Source organism: Halomonas sp. V046 (genome assembly GCF_052645355.1).
The window spans coordinates 279,092-297,228 of the sequence record NZ_JBQXYF010000005.1 but is presented as its reverse complement, the minus strand read 5'-3'; the positions used below and the strand labels follow the sequence as shown (position 1 = coordinate 297,228).

The 18,137-nt window shown below is 61.3% G+C and carries 12 protein-coding genes; 9 read left to right on the top strand and 3 right to left on the bottom strand.

Features of this window, described 5'->3' with window-relative positions:
• The first annotated feature begins 111 nt into the window (after nt 1-111).
• The 5 genes from ACUN9Y_RS08890 to ACUN9Y_RS08870 all read left to right on the top strand — a co-directional run bounded on the left by ACUN9Y_RS08890 (nt 112) and on the right by ACUN9Y_RS08870 (nt 10,748).
• Complete coding sequence (locus tag ACUN9Y_RS08890; protein ID WP_445460335.1) at nt 112-2,115, top strand: TRAP transporter permease; 2,004 nt, start codon at nt 112-114, stop codon at nt 2,113-2,115.
• A gap of 610 nt (nt 2,116-2,725) precedes the next feature.
• Complete coding sequence (locus ACUN9Y_RS08885; RefSeq protein ID WP_445460334.1) at nt 2,726-5,461, top strand: type VI secretion system Vgr family protein; 2,736 nt, start codon at nt 2,726-2,728, stop codon at nt 5,459-5,461.
• Nucleotides 5,462-5,464: 3 nt separating this feature from the next.
• Nucleotides 5,465-6,457 (top strand): DUF4123 domain-containing protein, encoded by a 993-nt coding sequence (locus ACUN9Y_RS08880; RefSeq protein WP_445460333.1) that lies wholly within the window; start codon nt 5,465-5,467, stop codon nt 6,455-6,457.
• 14 nt (nt 6,458-6,471) lie between these two features.
• Complete coding sequence (locus ACUN9Y_RS08875; protein WP_445460332.1) at nt 6,472-9,816, top strand: T6SS effector BTH_I2691 family protein; 3,345 nt, start codon at nt 6,472-6,474, stop codon at nt 9,814-9,816.
• Nucleotides 9,801-10,748 (top strand): tetratricopeptide repeat protein, encoded by a 948-nt coding sequence (locus ACUN9Y_RS08870; RefSeq protein ID WP_445460331.1) that lies wholly within the window; start codon nt 9,801-9,803, stop codon nt 10,746-10,748. The genes ACUN9Y_RS08875 and ACUN9Y_RS08870 overlap by 16 nt, the downstream gene beginning before the upstream one ends.
• 235 nt (nt 10,749-10,983) lie before the next feature.
• Here ACUN9Y_RS08870 and ACUN9Y_RS08865 read toward each other — a convergent pair whose 3' ends face one another.
• A complete protein-coding gene (locus ACUN9Y_RS08865) occupies nt 10,984-11,730 on the bottom strand; it encodes a YbaY family lipoprotein (RefSeq protein ID WP_445460330.1) in 747 nt (248 codons plus the stop codon).
• A 343-nt stretch (nt 11,731-12,073) separates the two neighbouring features.
• On the opposite strand from ACUN9Y_RS08865, the gene purE reads away from it, so the two are divergent.
• Together purE and ACUN9Y_RS08855 are read left to right on the top strand one after the other, a co-directional pair.
• Nucleotides 12,074-12,580 carry a 5-(carboxyamino)imidazole ribonucleotide mutase gene (gene purE / locus ACUN9Y_RS08860; RefSeq protein WP_445460329.1) on the top strand — a complete coding sequence of 169 codons (507 nt, stop codon included), beginning with the start codon at nt 12,074-12,076 and terminating at the stop codon, nt 12,578-12,580.
• Nucleotides 12,581-12,604: 24 nt separating this feature from the next.
• Nucleotides 12,605-13,717 carry a 5-(carboxyamino)imidazole ribonucleotide synthase gene (locus tag ACUN9Y_RS08855; RefSeq protein ID WP_445460328.1) on the top strand — a complete coding sequence of 371 codons (1,113 nt, stop codon included), beginning with the start codon at nt 12,605-12,607 and terminating at the stop codon, nt 13,715-13,717.
• Between the two features lie 251 nt (nt 13,718-13,968).
• Here ACUN9Y_RS08855 and ACUN9Y_RS08850 read toward each other — a convergent pair whose 3' ends face one another.
• On the bottom strand, nt 13,969-14,964 hold the full coding sequence (locus tag ACUN9Y_RS08850) for a YeiH family protein (RefSeq protein ID WP_445460327.1): 996 nt from the start codon (nt 14,962-14,964) through the stop codon (nt 13,969-13,971).
• 97 nt (nt 14,965-15,061) lie between these two features.
• Between ACUN9Y_RS08850 and ACUN9Y_RS08845 the strand changes: the two genes are divergently transcribed.
• On the top strand, nt 15,062-16,024 hold the full coding sequence (locus tag ACUN9Y_RS08845) for a LysR substrate-binding domain-containing protein (protein ID WP_445460326.1): 963 nt from the start codon (nt 15,062-15,064) through the stop codon (nt 16,022-16,024).
• Nucleotides 16,025-16,074: 50 nt separating this feature from the next.
• Here the strand turns inward: ACUN9Y_RS08845 and ACUN9Y_RS08840 are convergent, their stop codons facing one another.
• Nucleotides 16,075-16,878 (bottom strand): TraX family protein, encoded by an 804-nt coding sequence (locus tag ACUN9Y_RS08840; protein WP_445460325.1) that lies wholly within the window; start codon nt 16,876-16,878, stop codon nt 16,075-16,077.
• Nucleotides 16,879-17,037: 159 nt separating this feature from the next.
• Here ACUN9Y_RS08840 and ACUN9Y_RS08835 point away from each other — a divergent pair, with 159 nt between their 5' ends.
• Nucleotides 17,038-18,003 (top strand): LysR family transcriptional regulator, encoded by a 966-nt coding sequence (locus ACUN9Y_RS08835; protein ID WP_445460324.1) that lies wholly within the window; start codon nt 17,038-17,040, stop codon nt 18,001-18,003.
• Nucleotides 18,004-18,137 lie beyond the last annotated feature (134 nt).

The window sequence follows — 18,137 nt, the reverse complement described above, 5'->3', positions numbered from 1 at the left end:
TCCCGGCTCGGGTCTGAGCCAGGCGCTAAGCTTTCAGCCACGCCTGCCTGACCAGGTCGTAACTCTCCATTCCGTCCGGCGCCGCGCCGGACATGCCCTGAGATAAGCACAATGAGCGAAACGGCAAACTCCCCTGTGATACCCGGCAGCCAGGCGAACCATTCTCGCCAGGTGCTGTGGTTGATCACCCTGGTGGCGGTGGCACTGTCACTCTTCCAGCTCTACTCCGCTGGCATCCAGCCGCTGGGGCTGTTCTACCAGCGCAGCATTCACTTGGCATTGATCATGATGCTGGCCTTTTTGATGTTTCCGTTGTGTGGTGCGAAGCACGACCGTGGGCCGATCAGCGGCCTCGTTGATCTGGTGTTCTTCGCCGGTGCGGTCGTGACCGGCGGCTATCTGGTCCTGTATCTGGATGAGATCATCAATCGCGCCGGGTTCTGGAGTCAGACCGATATCTGGGTCGGTATCATTGCCACCATCACGGTGCTGGAAGCGAGCCGCAGGGCGGTGGGGCTTGGCATGACCATCATTGGGCTCGTGGCGATTCTCTATGCCTTCGCCGGGCCACGGGGCGAGCTGCCCTGGCTCGGACAGTTCCTGCCCGGGATCCTCGAACACCGCGGTTATAATCTCGACCGCCTGGTGGGCCAGTTGTACCTGGGCCAAGAGGGCATCTTCGGCCTGCCGATGGGTGTCGCCGCCACCTACATCTTCATCTTCGTGCTGTTCGGGGCCTTTCTCGAGATCACCGGTGCCGGCAAGTTCTTCATCGACATGGCCTACGCCGCGACCGGGCGCCAGCGCGGCGGGCCGGCCAAGGCCGCCGTCATCGCCTCGGCAGGCATGGGGTCGATCTCCGGCAGCGCCATCGCCAACGTGGTCACCACCGGCGCCTTCACCATTCCATTGATGAAGAAGCTCGGCTACAAGCCGCACCAGGCCGGTGGCATCGAGGCCGCTGCCTCTACCGGTGGCCAGATCATGCCACCCTTGATGGGCGCTGGTGCCTTTTTGATCGCCGAATACACCCGAGTGCCGTATCTCGATGTGGTCAAGGTCAGCATCCTGCCGGCGTTCATGTACTTTTCGACGGTCTATCTCTTCGTTCACATCATCGCGCTCAAGGAAGGCATGCAGGGCATGGCCAAGAGCGAGTTGCCGCAGATGAGCGACGTGCTCAAGCATGGCTGGCACTTCCTGCTGCCGCTGGCGGTACTGGTGTGGCTGTTGATGATGAACATGTCGCCGATGCGGGTGGGGTATTACGCCATCGTCTGCATGCTGCTGGTGGCCGTGGCGCGATTCGCGGTGTGGTTCTTCTTCGTGGCGCCGGGGCAGGGGCAGCCGGTCACTGGGCAGACGCTGCGAACCGCCGTGCACAACGGTTTCCTCAAGCTGATCGAAGGCCTGGAACTCGGTGCCCGCAATGCCGTGGCGGTAACCATGGCCTGCGCCGTGGCCGGTATCATCGTCGGCGTGGTCGGCCTGACCGGGCTCGGCCTCAAGTTCTCGGCCATGATGCTGGCGTTCTCCGGCGGCAACCTGCTGCTGGCGCTGGTCCTGGTGCTGTTGGCGAGCCTGGTGCTCGGCATGGGCTTGCCGGTGACCGCCAGCTACATCGTGTTGATCGTGCTGGTGGGGCCGGCGCTGGCCAATGAATTTGGCGTACCGCTGCTGATCGCCCACCTGGTGGTGTTCTGGTACTCCCAGGACTCCAACGTGACGCCGCCGATAGCGCTGGCCGGCTTCGCCGGGGCCGCCATTGCCGGGGCCAAACCCATGGAAACCAGCTTCCAGTCGTGGAAGTTCGCCAAGGGCTTGTACTTGATTCCGCTGTTCATGGTCTACAACCCGGAGATCATCATCGGGGGGCCGGTGCATATTCTGATCTGGAAAGGCTTCACCGGACTGCTGGCGCTCGGGGCCTTCGCGGCGGCCCTGGAAGGCTATCTGTTCACCCGCATGCCGCATTGGCAGCGCGTCCTGTTGTTGCCCGCCATCGTCGGCGTCTTCCTGCCATCGTTGACCTATGACGTGGCCGGCGCCGCGGTGATGCTGGCGGTCATCGCCGCTAACTGGTGGACAGCGCGCCGCCAGGCCGAGTTGGCCTGAGTCCAAGGCGCCCGACCCAGCGCTATCCGCACCACCGAGTAGAACACAAGGGCCCCATGCTCGCATGGGGCCCTTTTGCGTGAGCGCAGGATGTGAGAACGAGAGGCGCCAAGGACAGGCTGCCCACTTCGCAACATTGCTGCATCGCACTACTCATCGTCGAGCAGATGGAGGTTGGGGTGAGGAAATTATCGTGAGAAATCGTCGTTTTGTGGCGTAAGCGGGTGGCGATACGAGAACGATGCATTTTTCCGCGCCGAGTGTTGAACCCCGCTGTGGCGGTCGCCATGCGGCGACATCGACGTGTTCTTGGCCGACGGAGCCGTTTTGTCCTGCTCTCGGTGTGTCTGCTGGTGGCGACGGTTTTCGGGCAATATCAGTAAATCACGAAGTGCAGCCTAGCCTTGCGCTGACACAGGGCCGTGGTACGGCGTCGGTGGACGCCTGAGAGGTGGCGTTGCCGTCCAAGGTGATCATCTGCGACAGCTGACTTGGACGCGCTGGGTAACATCACTCGTGCCTCGCCTTTTTTGCCACGTAGGCCAGGACCCAAGGAGCAAGACAAGGTCGGTGGCGGTAGCGTTCCGACCGACGGCAAAGGAAGCCGAACATGGCAGAGTCACCGTGGCTGAACACCCTCCTGGCCTCGTTCGAGGTCTCGCTGACCCAGGACGAACGCCTGCTCAAGCTCGATCTGGAGGCAGGTCGGGGAGCGGAACTGATTCCCCACCGCCTGGTGGGGGAGGAGCGCATCTCCCGGCCCTTCGCCTACACCCTCGACTGCATCTCTCAGCGTGGTGATATCGAGCTCAAGACGCTGATGGCCCAGCCGGCTGAATTGTCCATTCGCCAGGCCAGTGGCCAATACCGGCGGCTATCCGGGCTGGTCGAATCGGCCGCGCTTCTCGGTGAAGATGGCGGCGTCCATTATTACCAATTGGTGCTCGTGCCCTGGATCGCGATGCTCAAGCTCGGCCGCGACAGCCGCATCTTCCAGGACAAGAGCGCCGTCGAGGTGCTCGAGGCCGTATTCGAGCAGCAGGCCGCTTCCCTGGGCCCGAGTCAGTGCCAGTGGCGCTTCGATCTGCGCCGTGACTATCCGCCGCGCAGCTACTGCGTGCAGTATCGCGAAAGCGACTATCACTTTATTAGCCGGCTTTGTGAGCAAGAAGGCATCTGGTGGTACACCGAACACGCCGGTAGCCGCCAGGGCGGTGAAGAGCGCGACGTGGTTAGCAAAGAGCGCGGCATAGTTGGCGAAGAGAACGGCGAAGAAAACGGCGCGGCTGGCGAAGGGCGCGGTGACTTTATAGGCCACCGCATCGTCTTCACCGACGACCCACAGAGCTGCCAGGCGGTCACGCCCCAGAGAATTCGCTTTCACCGCCAGGATTCAACCGAAACCGAGGACGCCATCACCCAGTGGGGCGGGCGGCGCGAGCAGCAGCCGACCCGGGTTAGCCTGGGTACCTTCGACTACAAGCAGCCCCGGCTTGAAAAGCGCAGCCTGCAGGACACCGTTCGCGACCAGGGCAACCTGCCCGAGCAGGAAGTCTACGACACCCCCGGCGAGTACTACTTCGACGATCACTTTCGCGGCGAGCGCCTGACGCTTAATCGCCTGGAGGCGCTGGAATCCAAGGCCAAGCGCTTTCATGGCGCCGGCGGCGCCCGCCAGCTCGAAGTGGGGCGCTGGTTCGAGCTCAGCCAGCACGCTCGCCACGACGGTGGCGTCGCCAGCGAGCGCGAATTTCTTGTTCTGGGGCTAACCATTCACGCCGAAAACGCCCTGCCGGTATCGGCTCATCTCAATACCTTGCCGGGTAGCCTGCAGACGTCGCTCGATAACGCCCGCCGCGCCCATGGCCTGGATCTCTCTATTGAGGGCCACAGCCAACACCACGATGACTACCAGCGCGCCGGCACCGGCCACTATTTGGTCGACTTCGACACACAGCGCCTGAGCCAGCCCTACCGCAGTACCCTGGATCACCCGCGCCCGGTGGTGGGCGGCCCCCAGACCGCCATCGTGGTCGGCCCAGAGGGCGAAGAGATCCACACCGATCATCTCAACCGGGTCAAGGTGCAGTTTCACTGGGATCGGCTGGGGAACCGTGATGCCCAGTCGAGCTGCTGGCTGCGCGTCAGCGAGCCCAATGCCGGTGCCAGCTGGGGGGGCGTCTTCGTCCCGCGGGTCGGCCAGGAGGTGTTGATCACCTACCTGGAAGGCGACCCCGATCGGCCCTTGATCACCGGACGCGTCTACAACGGCGATCAGCGCCCCCAGTGGCACTCCAACGGCCTGCTGTCGGGCATCAAGACCAAGACCTATCGCGGCGGCAAGTACAACGAACTGGTGTTCGATGATGCCACCGACCAGGAGCGGGTGCGGCTCAACTCCGAGCACGCCAAGAGCCAGCTGAACCTTGGCTATCTGATTCACCAGAACGGCAATACCCGGGGCGCCTTTCGCGGCACCGGCTTCGAGCTGCGCACCGACGCCTACGGCGCCATTCGCGCCAACCAAGGGCTACTGCTGACCAGTTGGGGCCAGGTCGGCGCCGGCGGCGAGCAGCTAGCGCTGTCGCCGGCCTTCAGCGAGCTCGACAGCGCCTGGCAACTGGCGGATTCACTCAGCGACAGCGCCACCGAGCACAACGCCGCGGCGCTTGAGGCGCGCGGCGGCATCAAACAGGCCAGCGAGGACGCCAAGGCAACCTACGGTGACACCAGTGGAGGAGATCTCGGCGGCAATGCCGACCAGGCCACCGCTCAAGGGGCCAGCCAAGCGGGTCGCGGCGAGGCCGGGCGGCTCAAGCGCCCTTGGTTGCACCTGGCGTCCCCGGCGGGTATCGCCCTGAGCACCCCGCAGTCGACCCATCTGGCCCAGGACAAGTCCCTGAGTATCACCAGCGGTGAGGACATTAACCTGGCCACCGGCAGAAGCCTGATCGCGATCATGGGCCAGAAGCTCTCGCTGTTCGTCCAGCGCGCCGGCATCAAGCTATTCGCCGCCCAAGGCAAGGTCGAGATCCAGGCCCAGAGCGACGCCATGGAGCTGACCGCCGAGAAGGATCTGACAATCACCTCAACGGAACACAGCGTGCGCATCGATGCCAAGGACGAGATCCTGCTGACCAGCGGTGGCGGCTATATCCGCCTGAAAGGCGGCAATATCGAGATCCATGGCCCCGGCAAGATCGACATCAAGGGCGCGCTGCACAGCTTTGCGGGACCAGCGAGCCAGAGCGCGGATCTGCCCGATCTACCCGATTTCACCGACGTCATCTGCGAGCGCAGCAACGAGCAGGGTTCGGCGGGCGGCGACGGCCTCGTGGAGGGGTAGGACATGCACGAGAGCCAGCACGAGAACCTGCACAAGAGTCAGCACGAGAGCCTGAAGAACCACCTTCATCGCGATACGGGCCCTCACCACGAGTCGCCCGATCGCCTCGATACCAGCATCCGCCGGATGATCGAGGCGATTCAGACCCTGGACGCCGAGGACGGCGGGCGCCTGTATCGGCTGGTGGACCCCGCCGACAGCACAGATTGGGGGCTACCCGAGGCCGCTAGAAAGCACTGTGGGTTGATCAAGCACCCCTTCCTGGCCCATGGCCCCGAGCGGCGCCTCTACCTGCAGCCGCTCAGCCTCGCGAAGGAGGCGCTGTACGAGGGGCTTGCCAGTGAGATCAAGCGAGAAGTCGAACGCACTCCTGTCTCGCGCCGCGACGCGGTGCCCTTCTGCGGCTGGGTGTACAGCCGGGCCCCACTGGAGCACATCACCGCGCACCTCTACCAACAACGCGTCATTCGAACCGCCCGCCGCAAGCCCGCGCTGTTGCGTTATCAAGATCCCCGGGTATTCGAGCGCCTGACCGAGATTCTCTTGCCCGGCCAACTCAACCAGCTGCTCGGCCCGCTGGAAGGCTGGTGGTACATCGACCACCGCCGCCACATCACGGGCTGCGTGATGCCACCCCCCACCCATCTGCTGCCGTACACCCTCCTGAGTTCGTCCCAGCGCCAGGCGGTCATGCGTATCGGTAGGGGGAACGCCTGCATGGATCACTGGCGTCACCTTCAACGCGACGACCTCTGGGAGGTCTCGCCTACACAGATCGATGAGCGTCTGATGGAGGCGGAGCGGTACGGGCTGGTCGATGAGACGGACCAGATCGTCTTCGTCGTTCAGTCCCTGCTGATTCCTGGCTTTGATCGGCACCCGACCATACAGCGTCTGCTACCAAGTGGTGGCGAGCCCGAGCCTTTTTCCCAAGCGATCAAGCGGCTGAATGCCCGCGATTGGCACATGATTCAACACGACCTGGAGCACCGCTGACGATGAGAGAAGGTATGGAGAACGTTGCCGCTGCCATCGAAGCGCGGCAAGCACAAGCCGCAGCGTCCGGCAAACCCACTCGCTGCCCGGTCTGCGAGCGCAAGGGCTTGCCGATTCTGCCGGTGCGCTACGCCGTGTGCAAAAGGCTACGGAGCAACGTCGATATCCCTGAGCTGCCGGCCGGCAGGGTCAGCGATTTTACCGACATTACCCTGGACAAGGCGCTGGAGAATGGCGCCGAGGTCGCCAAGCAGACCAACGATAGCCTGATCGCACATATACATGGCGCCCAGGGTGGCAAGGTCACCAAGTACATCCTGCGTCAGCTGCGACCCGGCTACTTCTATGTCTTCGATGAAGGGAATGCGCCTTACTACTGGTACGCCTATGTGGTAACCACCGATGGCATGTTCTATCAGTATTCGGTGACACAAGGGCCTCCCGATCCGGAAAATGCTAAATTCGACTGCTTCCACAAACCCGAGGATGAAAAACGCTCCAAAGCGCTCAGCGGCTCCATCGTGACGTTGCCGACAATCGACAAGGGGTCGGTGTTCTATTACGCCTACGCAGAGCATCCCTGGTCACGAGAGCATCTTTCAATGATTCGCGACACGCCGGCATGGCGTGACGCCAACATGCAAAAATTCGAGGTATCGGCGGGAGGCAGCATTACTGGCCAGCCACATACCTTCGGTATCGATGAACTCACGCTGGTCGCCGAGTATAACGGTGACTCCGTACAGCGCTCGGATTTCTTCTGGCCGGCGGGTGGCGAACGGCGCTTATTCAGCCCCGAGGAGATGATCGAGAACATGCGCGACAGGTTGTCGCTGGCCCCATCCTGGCTACAGGGCCAGGAACTGATTCTGGCGGTCAACGACGAGGCCGGAATCATCGATGAGCTAAACGCTTACCGAATGGAACCGGTTTTCGACTTTAAAACGTTTCTAAACAGCAATAACAACCAGCGAAAATTGGTGTTTATGCAAACGCTGGAAGCGTTTCGGGAGAATTTCAGGAGAGCGCAGACAAAGGAAATCAATGAAGAATATGACGAGATTCGGGAGTTATTGGAGGGGCAGGAAGAGCGAGAAAGAGAAGAAATCGAAGAGTTAAAAAGGCGGCGGGAGGTGTCGAAAAATGAAGGTGAGATAAGAGAGCTTGACTACGAGATACAACGACGCACACGTAATCTCGAAAAACTCCGTGAAGATCTTGCTTGGGAGCAAGAGGATGACTTGGATGACGTCAATGTATTGATTGAAAAACGCGAAAAGCAAATTGTCGACTATTACGACGAAAACCAATACGAACTAGAGGATTTTAAACGACTTTACTACCAACAGGTTGAGTTGTCCGAATGGCTCGTTCACGCCTTTGACGCCGACTACGCCTTTTGGATCCGAGATCATCTCAAACCGCTGATGGACCGCTGCAGCGGTAATGAATTTCCCGCAGGGCTGGGGATCTCGGGTATCGTCACCTCGCTTCTCAGCGGTGGTATCCTCTCACCATCGTCATTTACTGCATGGAAATCACTGTCCCGGTCGCTTTCCTCCTCTGAGTCGGCTCTGACTCGGGCACTGTTCGCCAACCAAACCGAGTGGGCGACCTCGGCGACCAGTGACGTCACGAGTCTCGGTCCGAGTGAATTCGTCTCTCCCGAAACGCTGCAACAGTGGATCACGCGCTATAGCGAGACATTGGCTGCATATGATGAATCACAGCGTAGCGAACTGGAAAAACAGTGGCAGACGACGCTCCCAGCGTTGATCAATCAGGTGGGCAATGCCATCGCCGCCATCGCGATGCAAGAGTCGCCGTTCGATACGTCTGTGCTTACCATCTTTCAGCGGATGGCCCAGATACTGTATAGCTCAGATCCAGATGTCCGAGCCGGTCAGTTACCGCCGCTACGCATGGTACTGGTAGAGTGCAACGTCGACGCCCTTCAACGCTGGCTGACACAGCTCTCAAAAGACAATCAGGCCCTGCAGACACCACGGCCAAGGACCCCCATCATTGATAATGTGATGTACTTCCCTGATGAGCAAGGCGGAAATATCGCGGTGGAGCGAGGGGAAGATAGCGGCGCCTACGATATCGCTTTATCGTTACCGGTTGTGAATATCGACCTCTCGCGTATCGACGAAGTTGATCGAGAAAAAGTAGAAAAGTGGCAAAGCGACAATGCCTGGGGAAGCCTTGGTACGGCCAAGTCCGCAATCGGGTTTGTTACGATGAGGGAGGTATCCAGGGTTGAGTTGGTAGGTCATACGGGAAAGTCTGTAGTATCCGCGATTTCGATTGTCGAATCGGTCAAGACAATTCTGGAAAAAGGCATATTCGCCTCGGGCGACAGGGATAACGTCGATGATGCCAAGGTCCTTGCGGCTCTCGGGTCCCTCGTCAAATCCGGCGTGGAATTTAGAAATGCCATCAAGAAGATTCGTAACCATCCAGGCGGGTCATCGGCGGCTGCGCCAAGTTTCTGGTCGGTGCGGCCAGAAAAACTCAGGCTGCTCAACGTCATTGGCGCCGGAGGTGACGTGCTGTCGATTTACGACGGCTTCAAAAAGCTCAGCGAAGCCGCGCACGATAGCCGGTCAGGTTTGTCCCCTGAAATGGCCGCCATGCGCCGTCTTCAAGGTGGCCTTTCAATCACCAGCGGGGGGCTAGGCCTTGCCGGTCTGTTTATTGCCGGTGGGCCGTTGGCGGCGGCATCACTAGGGGTCGCCCTCATTGTGATTGCCCTGGCGTACCTGTTCGTGGAACTGGTAGCAAAAGCCGTCTATATGTGGATAGACCGCAGCCTGCTGGGTAACCACAGAGGGCAGGTTGAGCCGTTCAGAAGCGCAGAAGAAGAAACGGCGTCCCTGGATCTGGTATTCAAGGGGCTGACCGTGGATATTCAGTGGGAGAATGTGCATATATATGAAGGATGGGATGGAGAACTGGCGGCGAAAAAACCAACATCCGACCCCTATAGTGGCATAGTGCTCGCTAATGGGAAGAGGTTTTTCGTTAATATTTCTGTGCCGGACTTGAAAAACATGAGGATGTCGGTGGAATCCACAACAGGCAACGGGGCCTATTCAGATCGTTTGTTTAACTATGTTTATGAGAAAAAACGTGCCGAAGAAGATTTTTCGCTAAAAGAAACGAAAGGTGAATCATTGGGAAGTGATGCTGAAAAATGTCTACTGAAAGATGGGTTTTGGACGATTTCATTTTCCAGGTTTTATCCTGATGATATGCTCAGTAGGAATTTTAGTACTTTTGTAAAATTCTTCCCTGATAATGCTGGTAGGCGCTCTCCTCATTCCATGGGATATTTTTTATGTCAACTCGATTAAAGTGTGTTTTTTTTGTTTTTGCTGGCGCTGTTTTTTCGACGCTTCTCTATTTTCTGACATTAGAAGAGAAGCGAGGGCTGGGAGGGAGTGAAGTTGTTGAGATGGTTGGAAATGAAGTCGTGTGCGAGAAAGATCCTGAAAGATACTCCTTGGCGTTAGTTGATGCATTGGAAACAAAAACACCTTCAGAAATATTTCGGTTGTCCGAAAAAGGTGATGGGTGTAGCAACTATCTAGCCGGTTTGTTGAGCTATGGGCAGCTTAATGACGTGCCGATTGAATACAGTCCAAATGATGTAGTAAGGTATATGGAAGAGGCTTGGGGGGAAGGTGTAATTGATGCTGGCTTTAGGTTGTTTGAAATTTACTATTTTGGCCGTTCCGTTGAAGAAAATAAAGATAAAGCGCTTGTTTATTTGATGCTGTCTGGCGAGATGGGTTTTATACTGTCTCAAAGAACCTTGGGCACTGCGTACAGTGGTAGGGGGAAGTACGATATATTGGATGTCGACTTACCCAAGGCGAGGGAATGGTTTGAAAGATCTGCTAGTCAAGGAGATATTATTTCAGCTATCAACTTGGGGGGGATGTATCACCAAGGTGACGGTGGGGAGAAGAATGATCAGAAAGCACTTTACTGGATTTTGAAATCTAGAGAGCTTCCTTACGGAAATGAATTTTTAGCGTTCCGAGGATTGGCACGCTTCTATGAAAAAGGCATCGGCACCGATATAGACCTCATCCAAGCCTACAAGTACTACGACCTTCTCTCACCCGGTAGCGCTCCTGACAAGGCCCGTCTTGAAGAACAGATGACTCCAGAGCAGATTCAGGAAGCGATCCGCCTTTCCCGTCAGTGGCAGGAAGAACACAACACCTTTGTTCCCAGCTACTACGGCCTTGAATACCAGGAGGATGGGACCTTTCAGTGATGCGCTGACGTTACCCATTCGGTGGGGGAGGCGAAGCTACTAGGATCGGTAAACGAGTGCCGTTTGGTACTGCCGAGCCGTGTCGGCTGAACGGGTACGAAAAAATCCGGTACCGAATGGGAGATACCGGATGTTCCAGCCGCCACCTTGGGTTAGCAGGTCTTAACCCAAGGTGCTGAAAGCGTACCGGGCCTTATGCTGTCGGTTGGCCATGCGCCGTCGGTAGTTCCGCGCGTTACTGCGCTGTGCTTCCCTGCGCTGTGCTTCCCTGCGCTGCGTTGTCCTGCTCGGCGTTGACGGTGGTGTCGCTGGTGACGTTGGCGCCGGCTGTGTCGCTGTCGCCGCCGGCCTGACTCGGTTCCTGGGTCTCCGCCGCTTCTTCGCTTACCGCGTCTGGGGTCGCCTGGGCCGCCTGCTCTTCGGCGGCGGTAGGCTCATCGCCGCTGGACAGCAGATTTTCCTGGGTTTCCTGCATGCTTTCGCCGCTGGCGGCCCCCTGGGCACCGACCGGCTGCAGTACGACATTGACGGGTGGCTGGTCGGCATCCGGACCGACGTCGATCATGCTCGCTTCGGTGGAGGTCCACGTGAGCTTGCCTTCGGCGTCGTGGATAGTGGCACGCACGCTGTGCATGTGACGTGGATCGACGTCATTGCTGGCGTAGCTGAGGGTGAAGTCCAGCGGTGCCTGTTCGCCGACGGCGATGGCCTTCTCGGCGATCAGCTTGGCCGGTGCATCGGCCAGGGCCACGTCGAGCAGGCTGACGGTGACCTCGGCGTTCTCGGGCAGTGACTGTCCGCTCTCGGCAAAGCTCAGGGTGCCGGAAACGCTGATCTCCTGGGCGCTACTTTGGCTGCCGGTCTGCCCGCTGCTGCTCTCGGCTGCTTCGGCCTGGCTCTGGTTGGCATTGGTGCCGGTGTCATTGGTGTCGTCGCAGGCGGCAAGCAACAGGCCGGAACTCAAGGCAGCGATCGCTATCATGGCGCGTTTCATCGGGGACATTCTCCATAAGTCAGCTGAGCGGGATCATTGGGTCTCGTCGGTCGAGGTCGACCTGCCCGCCGAGGTGGAAATCTCGTCGCTTTGAGCCAAGCCTTAAGGGCTCGGTGAGCTAGCGTCGAATCCACCATCCGGCGTTATTCTAGCAAGCGCTCAGCACGGCATTTCGCAGCGAAGGTGGAGCCTGTTGTCTCCATCCGGCGACGTGGCTGGCCTCGGGTGAGGTAGACGATCCCTGGCTCTGCTAGACTATGCGCCTTCCAAAATGTTCCCTTGCCGCGACTATTGGTCGCGGTGGAGTCATCCCCGTTTCGAGGAGTTGCAGATGTCGTCACCCAGCCCGTCGCCCCGTGTGGGAGTGATCATGGGGTCCAAGTCCGACTGGCCGGTCATGGAGCATGCCGTGGCCATGCTCGAACGACTGGGCGTGTCCTATGAGACCAAGGTGGTGTCGGCCCATCGCACGCCGGACCTGTTGTTCGACTACGCCAAGTCGGCCGCCGAGCGCGGCCTGCAGGTGATCATCGCCGGCGCCGGCGGCGCCGCTCATCTGCCCGGCATGGTGGCCTCCCAGACCCCGCTTCCGGTGCTTGGTGTGCCGGTGGAATCGAAGTCGTTGAAGGGCCTCGATTCGCTGCTCTCCATCGTTCAGATGCCCGGTGGCATCGCCGTGGGAACCCTCGCCATCGGCAAGGCCGGTGCCACCAATGCCGGGCTGATGGCGGCCCAGATCGTCGGCCTTGGCGATAGCGATGTGCGTGCCGCTGTCGAAGGCTTTCGCGCCGAGCAGACCCAGACCGTGCTCGACAACCCCGATCCCCGTCAGGCCTGACGCCTAGCCAGAGGAGCTATTCGGATGAACATAGGTGTTCTCGGCGCCGGCCAACTCGGTCGCATGCTGGCGTTGGCGGGCTATCCGCTGGCCAACCGCTTCACCTTCCTCGATACCACCGGACACCCCAGTGCCGGTATCGGCGATGTGATGATCGATACCGACCACAAGCACCTGGAGGCCTTTCTCGCCAAGGTTGACCTTGTGACCTACGAGTTCGAGCACCTGCCGGTGCCGCTGGTCCAGGCCATCGAGGCAGAAAAGCCGGTCTATCCCTCCAGTGAGGCGATTCGAGTGTGTCAGAATCGCGCCGAAGAGAAGGCGCTGTTCGATCGCCTCGGCATTCCGACCCCGGCGTATCGCCTGGTGGACAGCGCCGAGGCGTTGGAGGCGGCGGCCAGGGAGCTCGGTTGCCCGGTCGTCGCCAAGTCGGTCACCGAAGGCTATGACGGCAAGGGCCAGGCGGTGCTGCGCGATCCTGGCGATGCCGGTGACGCCTGGCGATCGATCTCCCACCCTCGATTGATCGTTGAGGCCTTCGTCGACTTCGTACGCGAAGTGTCGATTATCGCCGTGCGCGGACGTGATGGCGACGTCGTGTTCTATCCCATGGCCGAGAATGTTCACGTCGATGGCATCCTGCGCTATTCCCTGGCGCCGATGCCGGATCTCGACACCGCGGTGCAGGACACCGCCGATGGCTACATTCGCGCCCTGCTCGATGAGCTTGATTATGTGGGCGTGCTGACGCTGGAGCTGTTTCAGGGCGCCGACGGTAGCCTGTTGGCCAACGAGATGGCGCCGCGGGTGCACAATTCCGGCCACTGGACCATGGATGGAGCCGTCACCAGCCAGTTCGAGAATCACCTGCGTGCGATTCAGGGCCTGCCGCTTGGCGATACCGGCGCCCGGGCGCCGACCTGCATGGTCAACGTCATCGGCCGAGAAGGCGATAACGCTGCCATTCTCAAGCTCGAGGACGCCCACCTGCATCGCTACGACAAGAGCGAAAGGGCGGGGCGCAAGTTGGCTCACATCAATCTGATCGCGCCGACCCATGAGGCCCTGCTCGACAAGGTACGGGCCTGCGCGGCCCTGGTGCCGGATGCGCCGGAGCCGCGTTTTAGCTTCGAGTGATGCGTCAAGGGCGCGCCCGAGCGGCTTGGTGGCCCCGAGCGGCTTGGTGGGCCCGAGCGGCTTGGTGAAAGAGCGTCGCCAGGCCGGGCTCGGATCCTAGGCTCTGAGCCGAACCCGTACCAGGACGTGACAAAAACGGCAGCCCTCGGGCTGCCGTTTTACGTGCCGTTTTGCGTGCCGATTTGCGTACCGTTTTGCGTAGTACGGCCTGGTGCCGGTGGGCCTCCTCGATCCAGCGCCGGGCTTGTGGGTTATCCCATCACCCAGATGCTGGCCAAACCGCCGCCGCCCAGCAGCAGAACAAACAGGATCAGTGCCAGCAGGAAGGGCTTGACGCCGAGGGCCTTGAGGCGCTCCAGACGGGTGTTCACCCCGAGCGCCGCCATGGCCATGGTCAGCGCCAGTTGACCGGCCAGCACCAGGCTCTGATGCAGGGGGGCGGGCAGGCTGACCAGGCTGTTGACCCCGACCATGACGATAAAGCCCACGGCGAACCACGGAATGACCAGCTTGGCCTTGGCGTTGCTGCTGTCGGGGGCGGCGTGATGCTTGAGCCACCATTGGCCGACGATCAGCAAGAAGGGCACCAGCAGCATGACGCGGACCAGCTTGACGATGACCGCGTTGGCCAGGGCGTCTGGGCCGACCGCATCACCGGCGGCCACCACCTGGGCGACTTCGTGTACGGTGGCGCCGATATAGACACCGAACAGCCCCTCGTCCATGCCGAGCCATGGATACATCAACGGATAGATCAGCATCGATAGCGAACCGAACAGCACAACGGTGGCCACCGCCATGGAGGCTGCTGCGGGCCGTGAACGAATCGTCGATTCGGTGGCGAGTACCGCGGCGGCGCCACAGATGGCGCTGCCGGCACTGGTTAGTAGGGTGGTCTCGCGGTCCATACCGAGGACTCGTGTGCCGATCAGGTAGCCGCTGATCAGCACCGCGGTGATGATCACGGTGTCCAGCACCAGCACCTTGGGGCCGAGACCGACAACCTGAGCGAAGGTCAACGACAGGCCAAACAGCACGATACCGCCGCGCAGTAGCCAGCGGGTCGCGAAGGCAAGGCCCGGCTGTGCCCTGTCATGGTGGCGACCGAGCGGCAGGTTGCCGACCACGATGCCGAGCAGCAGGGCGAAGACCAGCGGGCTGACGCCGCTGTCACTGATGCCGGGCAGCCGTGCAAGGCCCTGTCCTGCCAGGGTGAGGGCGGCGCATAGGATGAGTCCCTGCCACATGATCGGTGTCCTCCTGCGAGATAGTGAGGACAGTCTAGGGTCCCATATGCCAAATTATTATCAGCAAATAACGAATCCACTATTCGGTAGAACCGATATGCACCCTCACATCACCCTGCGTCAGCTCGAGGTCTTCGTCGCCGTGGCGCGGCTCGGTAGCGTCAGCGCGGCCGCACGCCACTTGAGCCTGTCCCAGTCCGCCACCAGTCAGGCGCTGTCCGATCTCGAACGCCAGCTCGGCGTCACCCTGTTCGAGCGGCCTGGGCGCAGACTGACGCTGAACGACATGGGGCATCGCCTGCTGCCCCGAGCCGAGCGCTTACAGGAAGACGTGGCCGAACTGGTGGCCGCCGCCGAGGAACCCGATGAGGGCCTGCGCGGCAGCCTGGCGATTTCCGCCAGTGCGACCATCGGCACCTATCTGCTGCCGCCATTGGCGGGTGAATTTGGCGGCGAGCATCCGGGCGTCGATCTGCGCCTGCGGCTGCGCAATACCGGTGAGGTGATCGCCGACGTTCAACGCTTCAATGCCGACCTCGGATTGATCGAGGGGCGCTGCCACGAGCCTGGCCTTGCCAGCGAATCCTGGTGTGACGACCGCATGGAGATCGTCTGCGCCCCCGGTCATGCGTTGGCCGGACAGGGCCACCTAGGGGACGATGACCTGGCACGGGAACACTGGATCCTGCGCGAACCGGGGTCCGGTTCCCGGGAGGTACTGGAGGCCGCCGTGCTGCCGCGGTTGCCGCGCCTGCGTGTGCGCATGGAGCTCGGCCAGCACGAAGCGATCAAGCAGGCGGTGGGCGCCGGCCTTGGCCTTGGCTGCCTGTCGCGGCTGAGTGTTCAGGGGGAGCTGGCCCGGGGAGAGCTGGTGGCGTTGCGCCACGATCTTCCCCTGACCCGCCACTTCTCGCTGGTGTGGCATCCCGACCGCTACAGAAGTCCGCTGTGGCAGGCGTTCAAGGTGTTTCTGGTCGAGAGTCGCGAGCGCTTTCAGCCGCCACCCGAGCCGCGTGGCGGCGACGTCGGGGAGGCGCAGGGCCCCCGATCCGAACGGTAGGCCCGGGCCGAGCGGGGAGTGCGGACCGTGGCAGCGCGCGGGCGTATCGTTTAGCGCAGCGCGGCCTGGCCGGTGGCCAGCAGGATTGCGGCGATCACGGCGAAGTGGGCCGGATACCAGGCCAGCCACATTCGGCGGGGCATCGTGATGGGACTAGGTGGCATCAGCCGGCAGGCACCGGCCGCCAGCAGCAGCACGACCAGGGTCGTGGCCACGGTGACCGACTTGGCCATATCGGAGCTGTTCATCAGGCCGGCGATCAACAGGATCGGCAAGCAGGCGCTGACCGCCTCGAGGCGTGCCATGAAGGCATCGCCACTGCGATGGAGCTGGCCGATGGCAAGCATGAAAAACGGCACCAGCAACAGGCCCTCGTGACCATACTCGACCCAGAAGCCGGCCACGTACCAGGCCGCGGCGATAGCCAAGGTCTCCAGCGCCAACCGGGCCTGGCCGAGCGCGCCTGATTCCATGCGGGTGGTCAGCCGGTCGAGCCAGGCGCCGGCCATCAGGCCCAGGCCCAGGGTGAAACAGATATTGAGCTGGAAGATCGCCTCGCGAGGCATCAGGTGATAGGGCAGTTGAGCGACCAGGCCGATGACCATGACACGGCGGGCGTAGCGCAGTGGGTCGCGGGTATTGAACAGGCCATGCCAGGCGACCATGCCGGCGAACAGCGGGAAGGCGATGCGACCGACGGAGGAGTCGACCCAGCCCATGCCCCAGGCGTCCGTGGCAAGATAGCGAGCGACATGGTCGAGCGTCATGGTGATGAGCGCGAGCCATTGGCCCCAGCTCGTCCAGGCGGACGAAGGGCGGGCGGGCCGTGAGGCGGCGGCGCTTGCTTGGGTCATGGAGGGTTCCCTGTCAGATCGACCAACTGGGTAGACTGAATTGGCACACACAAGTTCCGACGGGTCCCCTAAACGGCCCAAAAGGCGCCGCAAGCTGCAATCAGCGCCTGGTCCCGTAGCGATGCCCGACCCCACCACAATGACACCGCGGGAGGCGCGATGATGCGCAATGGTTTCGGCTTCGATCTGCGCAGCATGGAAATTTTCGTCGAGACCCTGGAGCGAGGAAGTCAAAGCGCCGCGGCCGACCATCTCGGCCTGACCCAGTCGTCGGTGTCCCACTGCCTGGCGACCCTGGAGGAGGGGCTTGGCCTGTCGCTATTCGAGCGCCGTTCGCGGCCGCTGGAGCCGACCAGCGCCGGACGTTTCTTCTATGACCGTGCACGACGCCTGCTGTCGGAGGCCCGCGATACCCGCCGTGAACTGATCTCCGGCGCCTTCGGCCAACTGCATCAGATGCGCCTGGCGCTGGTGGATTCACTGGCCACGGCGGTGGGACGGCCGCTGATCGAGGTCATCCGGCGCCATACTCGCGACTACACCCTGACCACTGGCCTTTCGCACATGCATGGCCACTCGCTGCTGACCCGCCATGTGGATGTGATCATCTCCGATGACCCCCTGGAAGACTACGATGGCCTCGAGCGCCACGCGATCCTGCGCGAGCCCTTCGTGCTGGTGTTGCCGGCAAGCTGGCAGGGCCCGGCCAACAACCTGCGCTGGCTGTCGCGCCAGCTCGACTTCGTGCGTTACGTCCCGCAGTCGCTGATCGGCCAGACCATCGAAAGACACCTGCGGCTTGAGGACATCGAGCTGCCGGCGAGACTGCATCTGGACAATACCTATGCGCTGCTGCGCGCAGTGAGCGACGGTGTCGGCTTTACCGTCACCACACCCTTGTGCCTGCACCAGGCAGGCCTCTCGCGACTGGCGCTCAGGGTGGAGCCGCTTCCGATGGCCGAGCTCGAGCGGGTGCTGACCCTGGTCGCCCGCCGCGACGAGCTGGGAGGGCTGCCGGCGCAGCTGGCGCGTGATGCCCGGCGCCTGCTCGGCGGTGACTTCCTGGGCGATATTCGCGCCCACCAGCCGTGGCTTGAGAATCATCTGATTCTATCGGCGCGCTGAGGTCCTCGGCAGTGCCGCGCTGTGTCGCGTCGGCATGGTGCAAGCGGCGCCAGGGAGTCCCCCAGCTCGGTGCAGTATCGAAAAAATCGATAGTCGTCTGGGCGTTGAATTCGATGCAACTGGCGTATCGACGC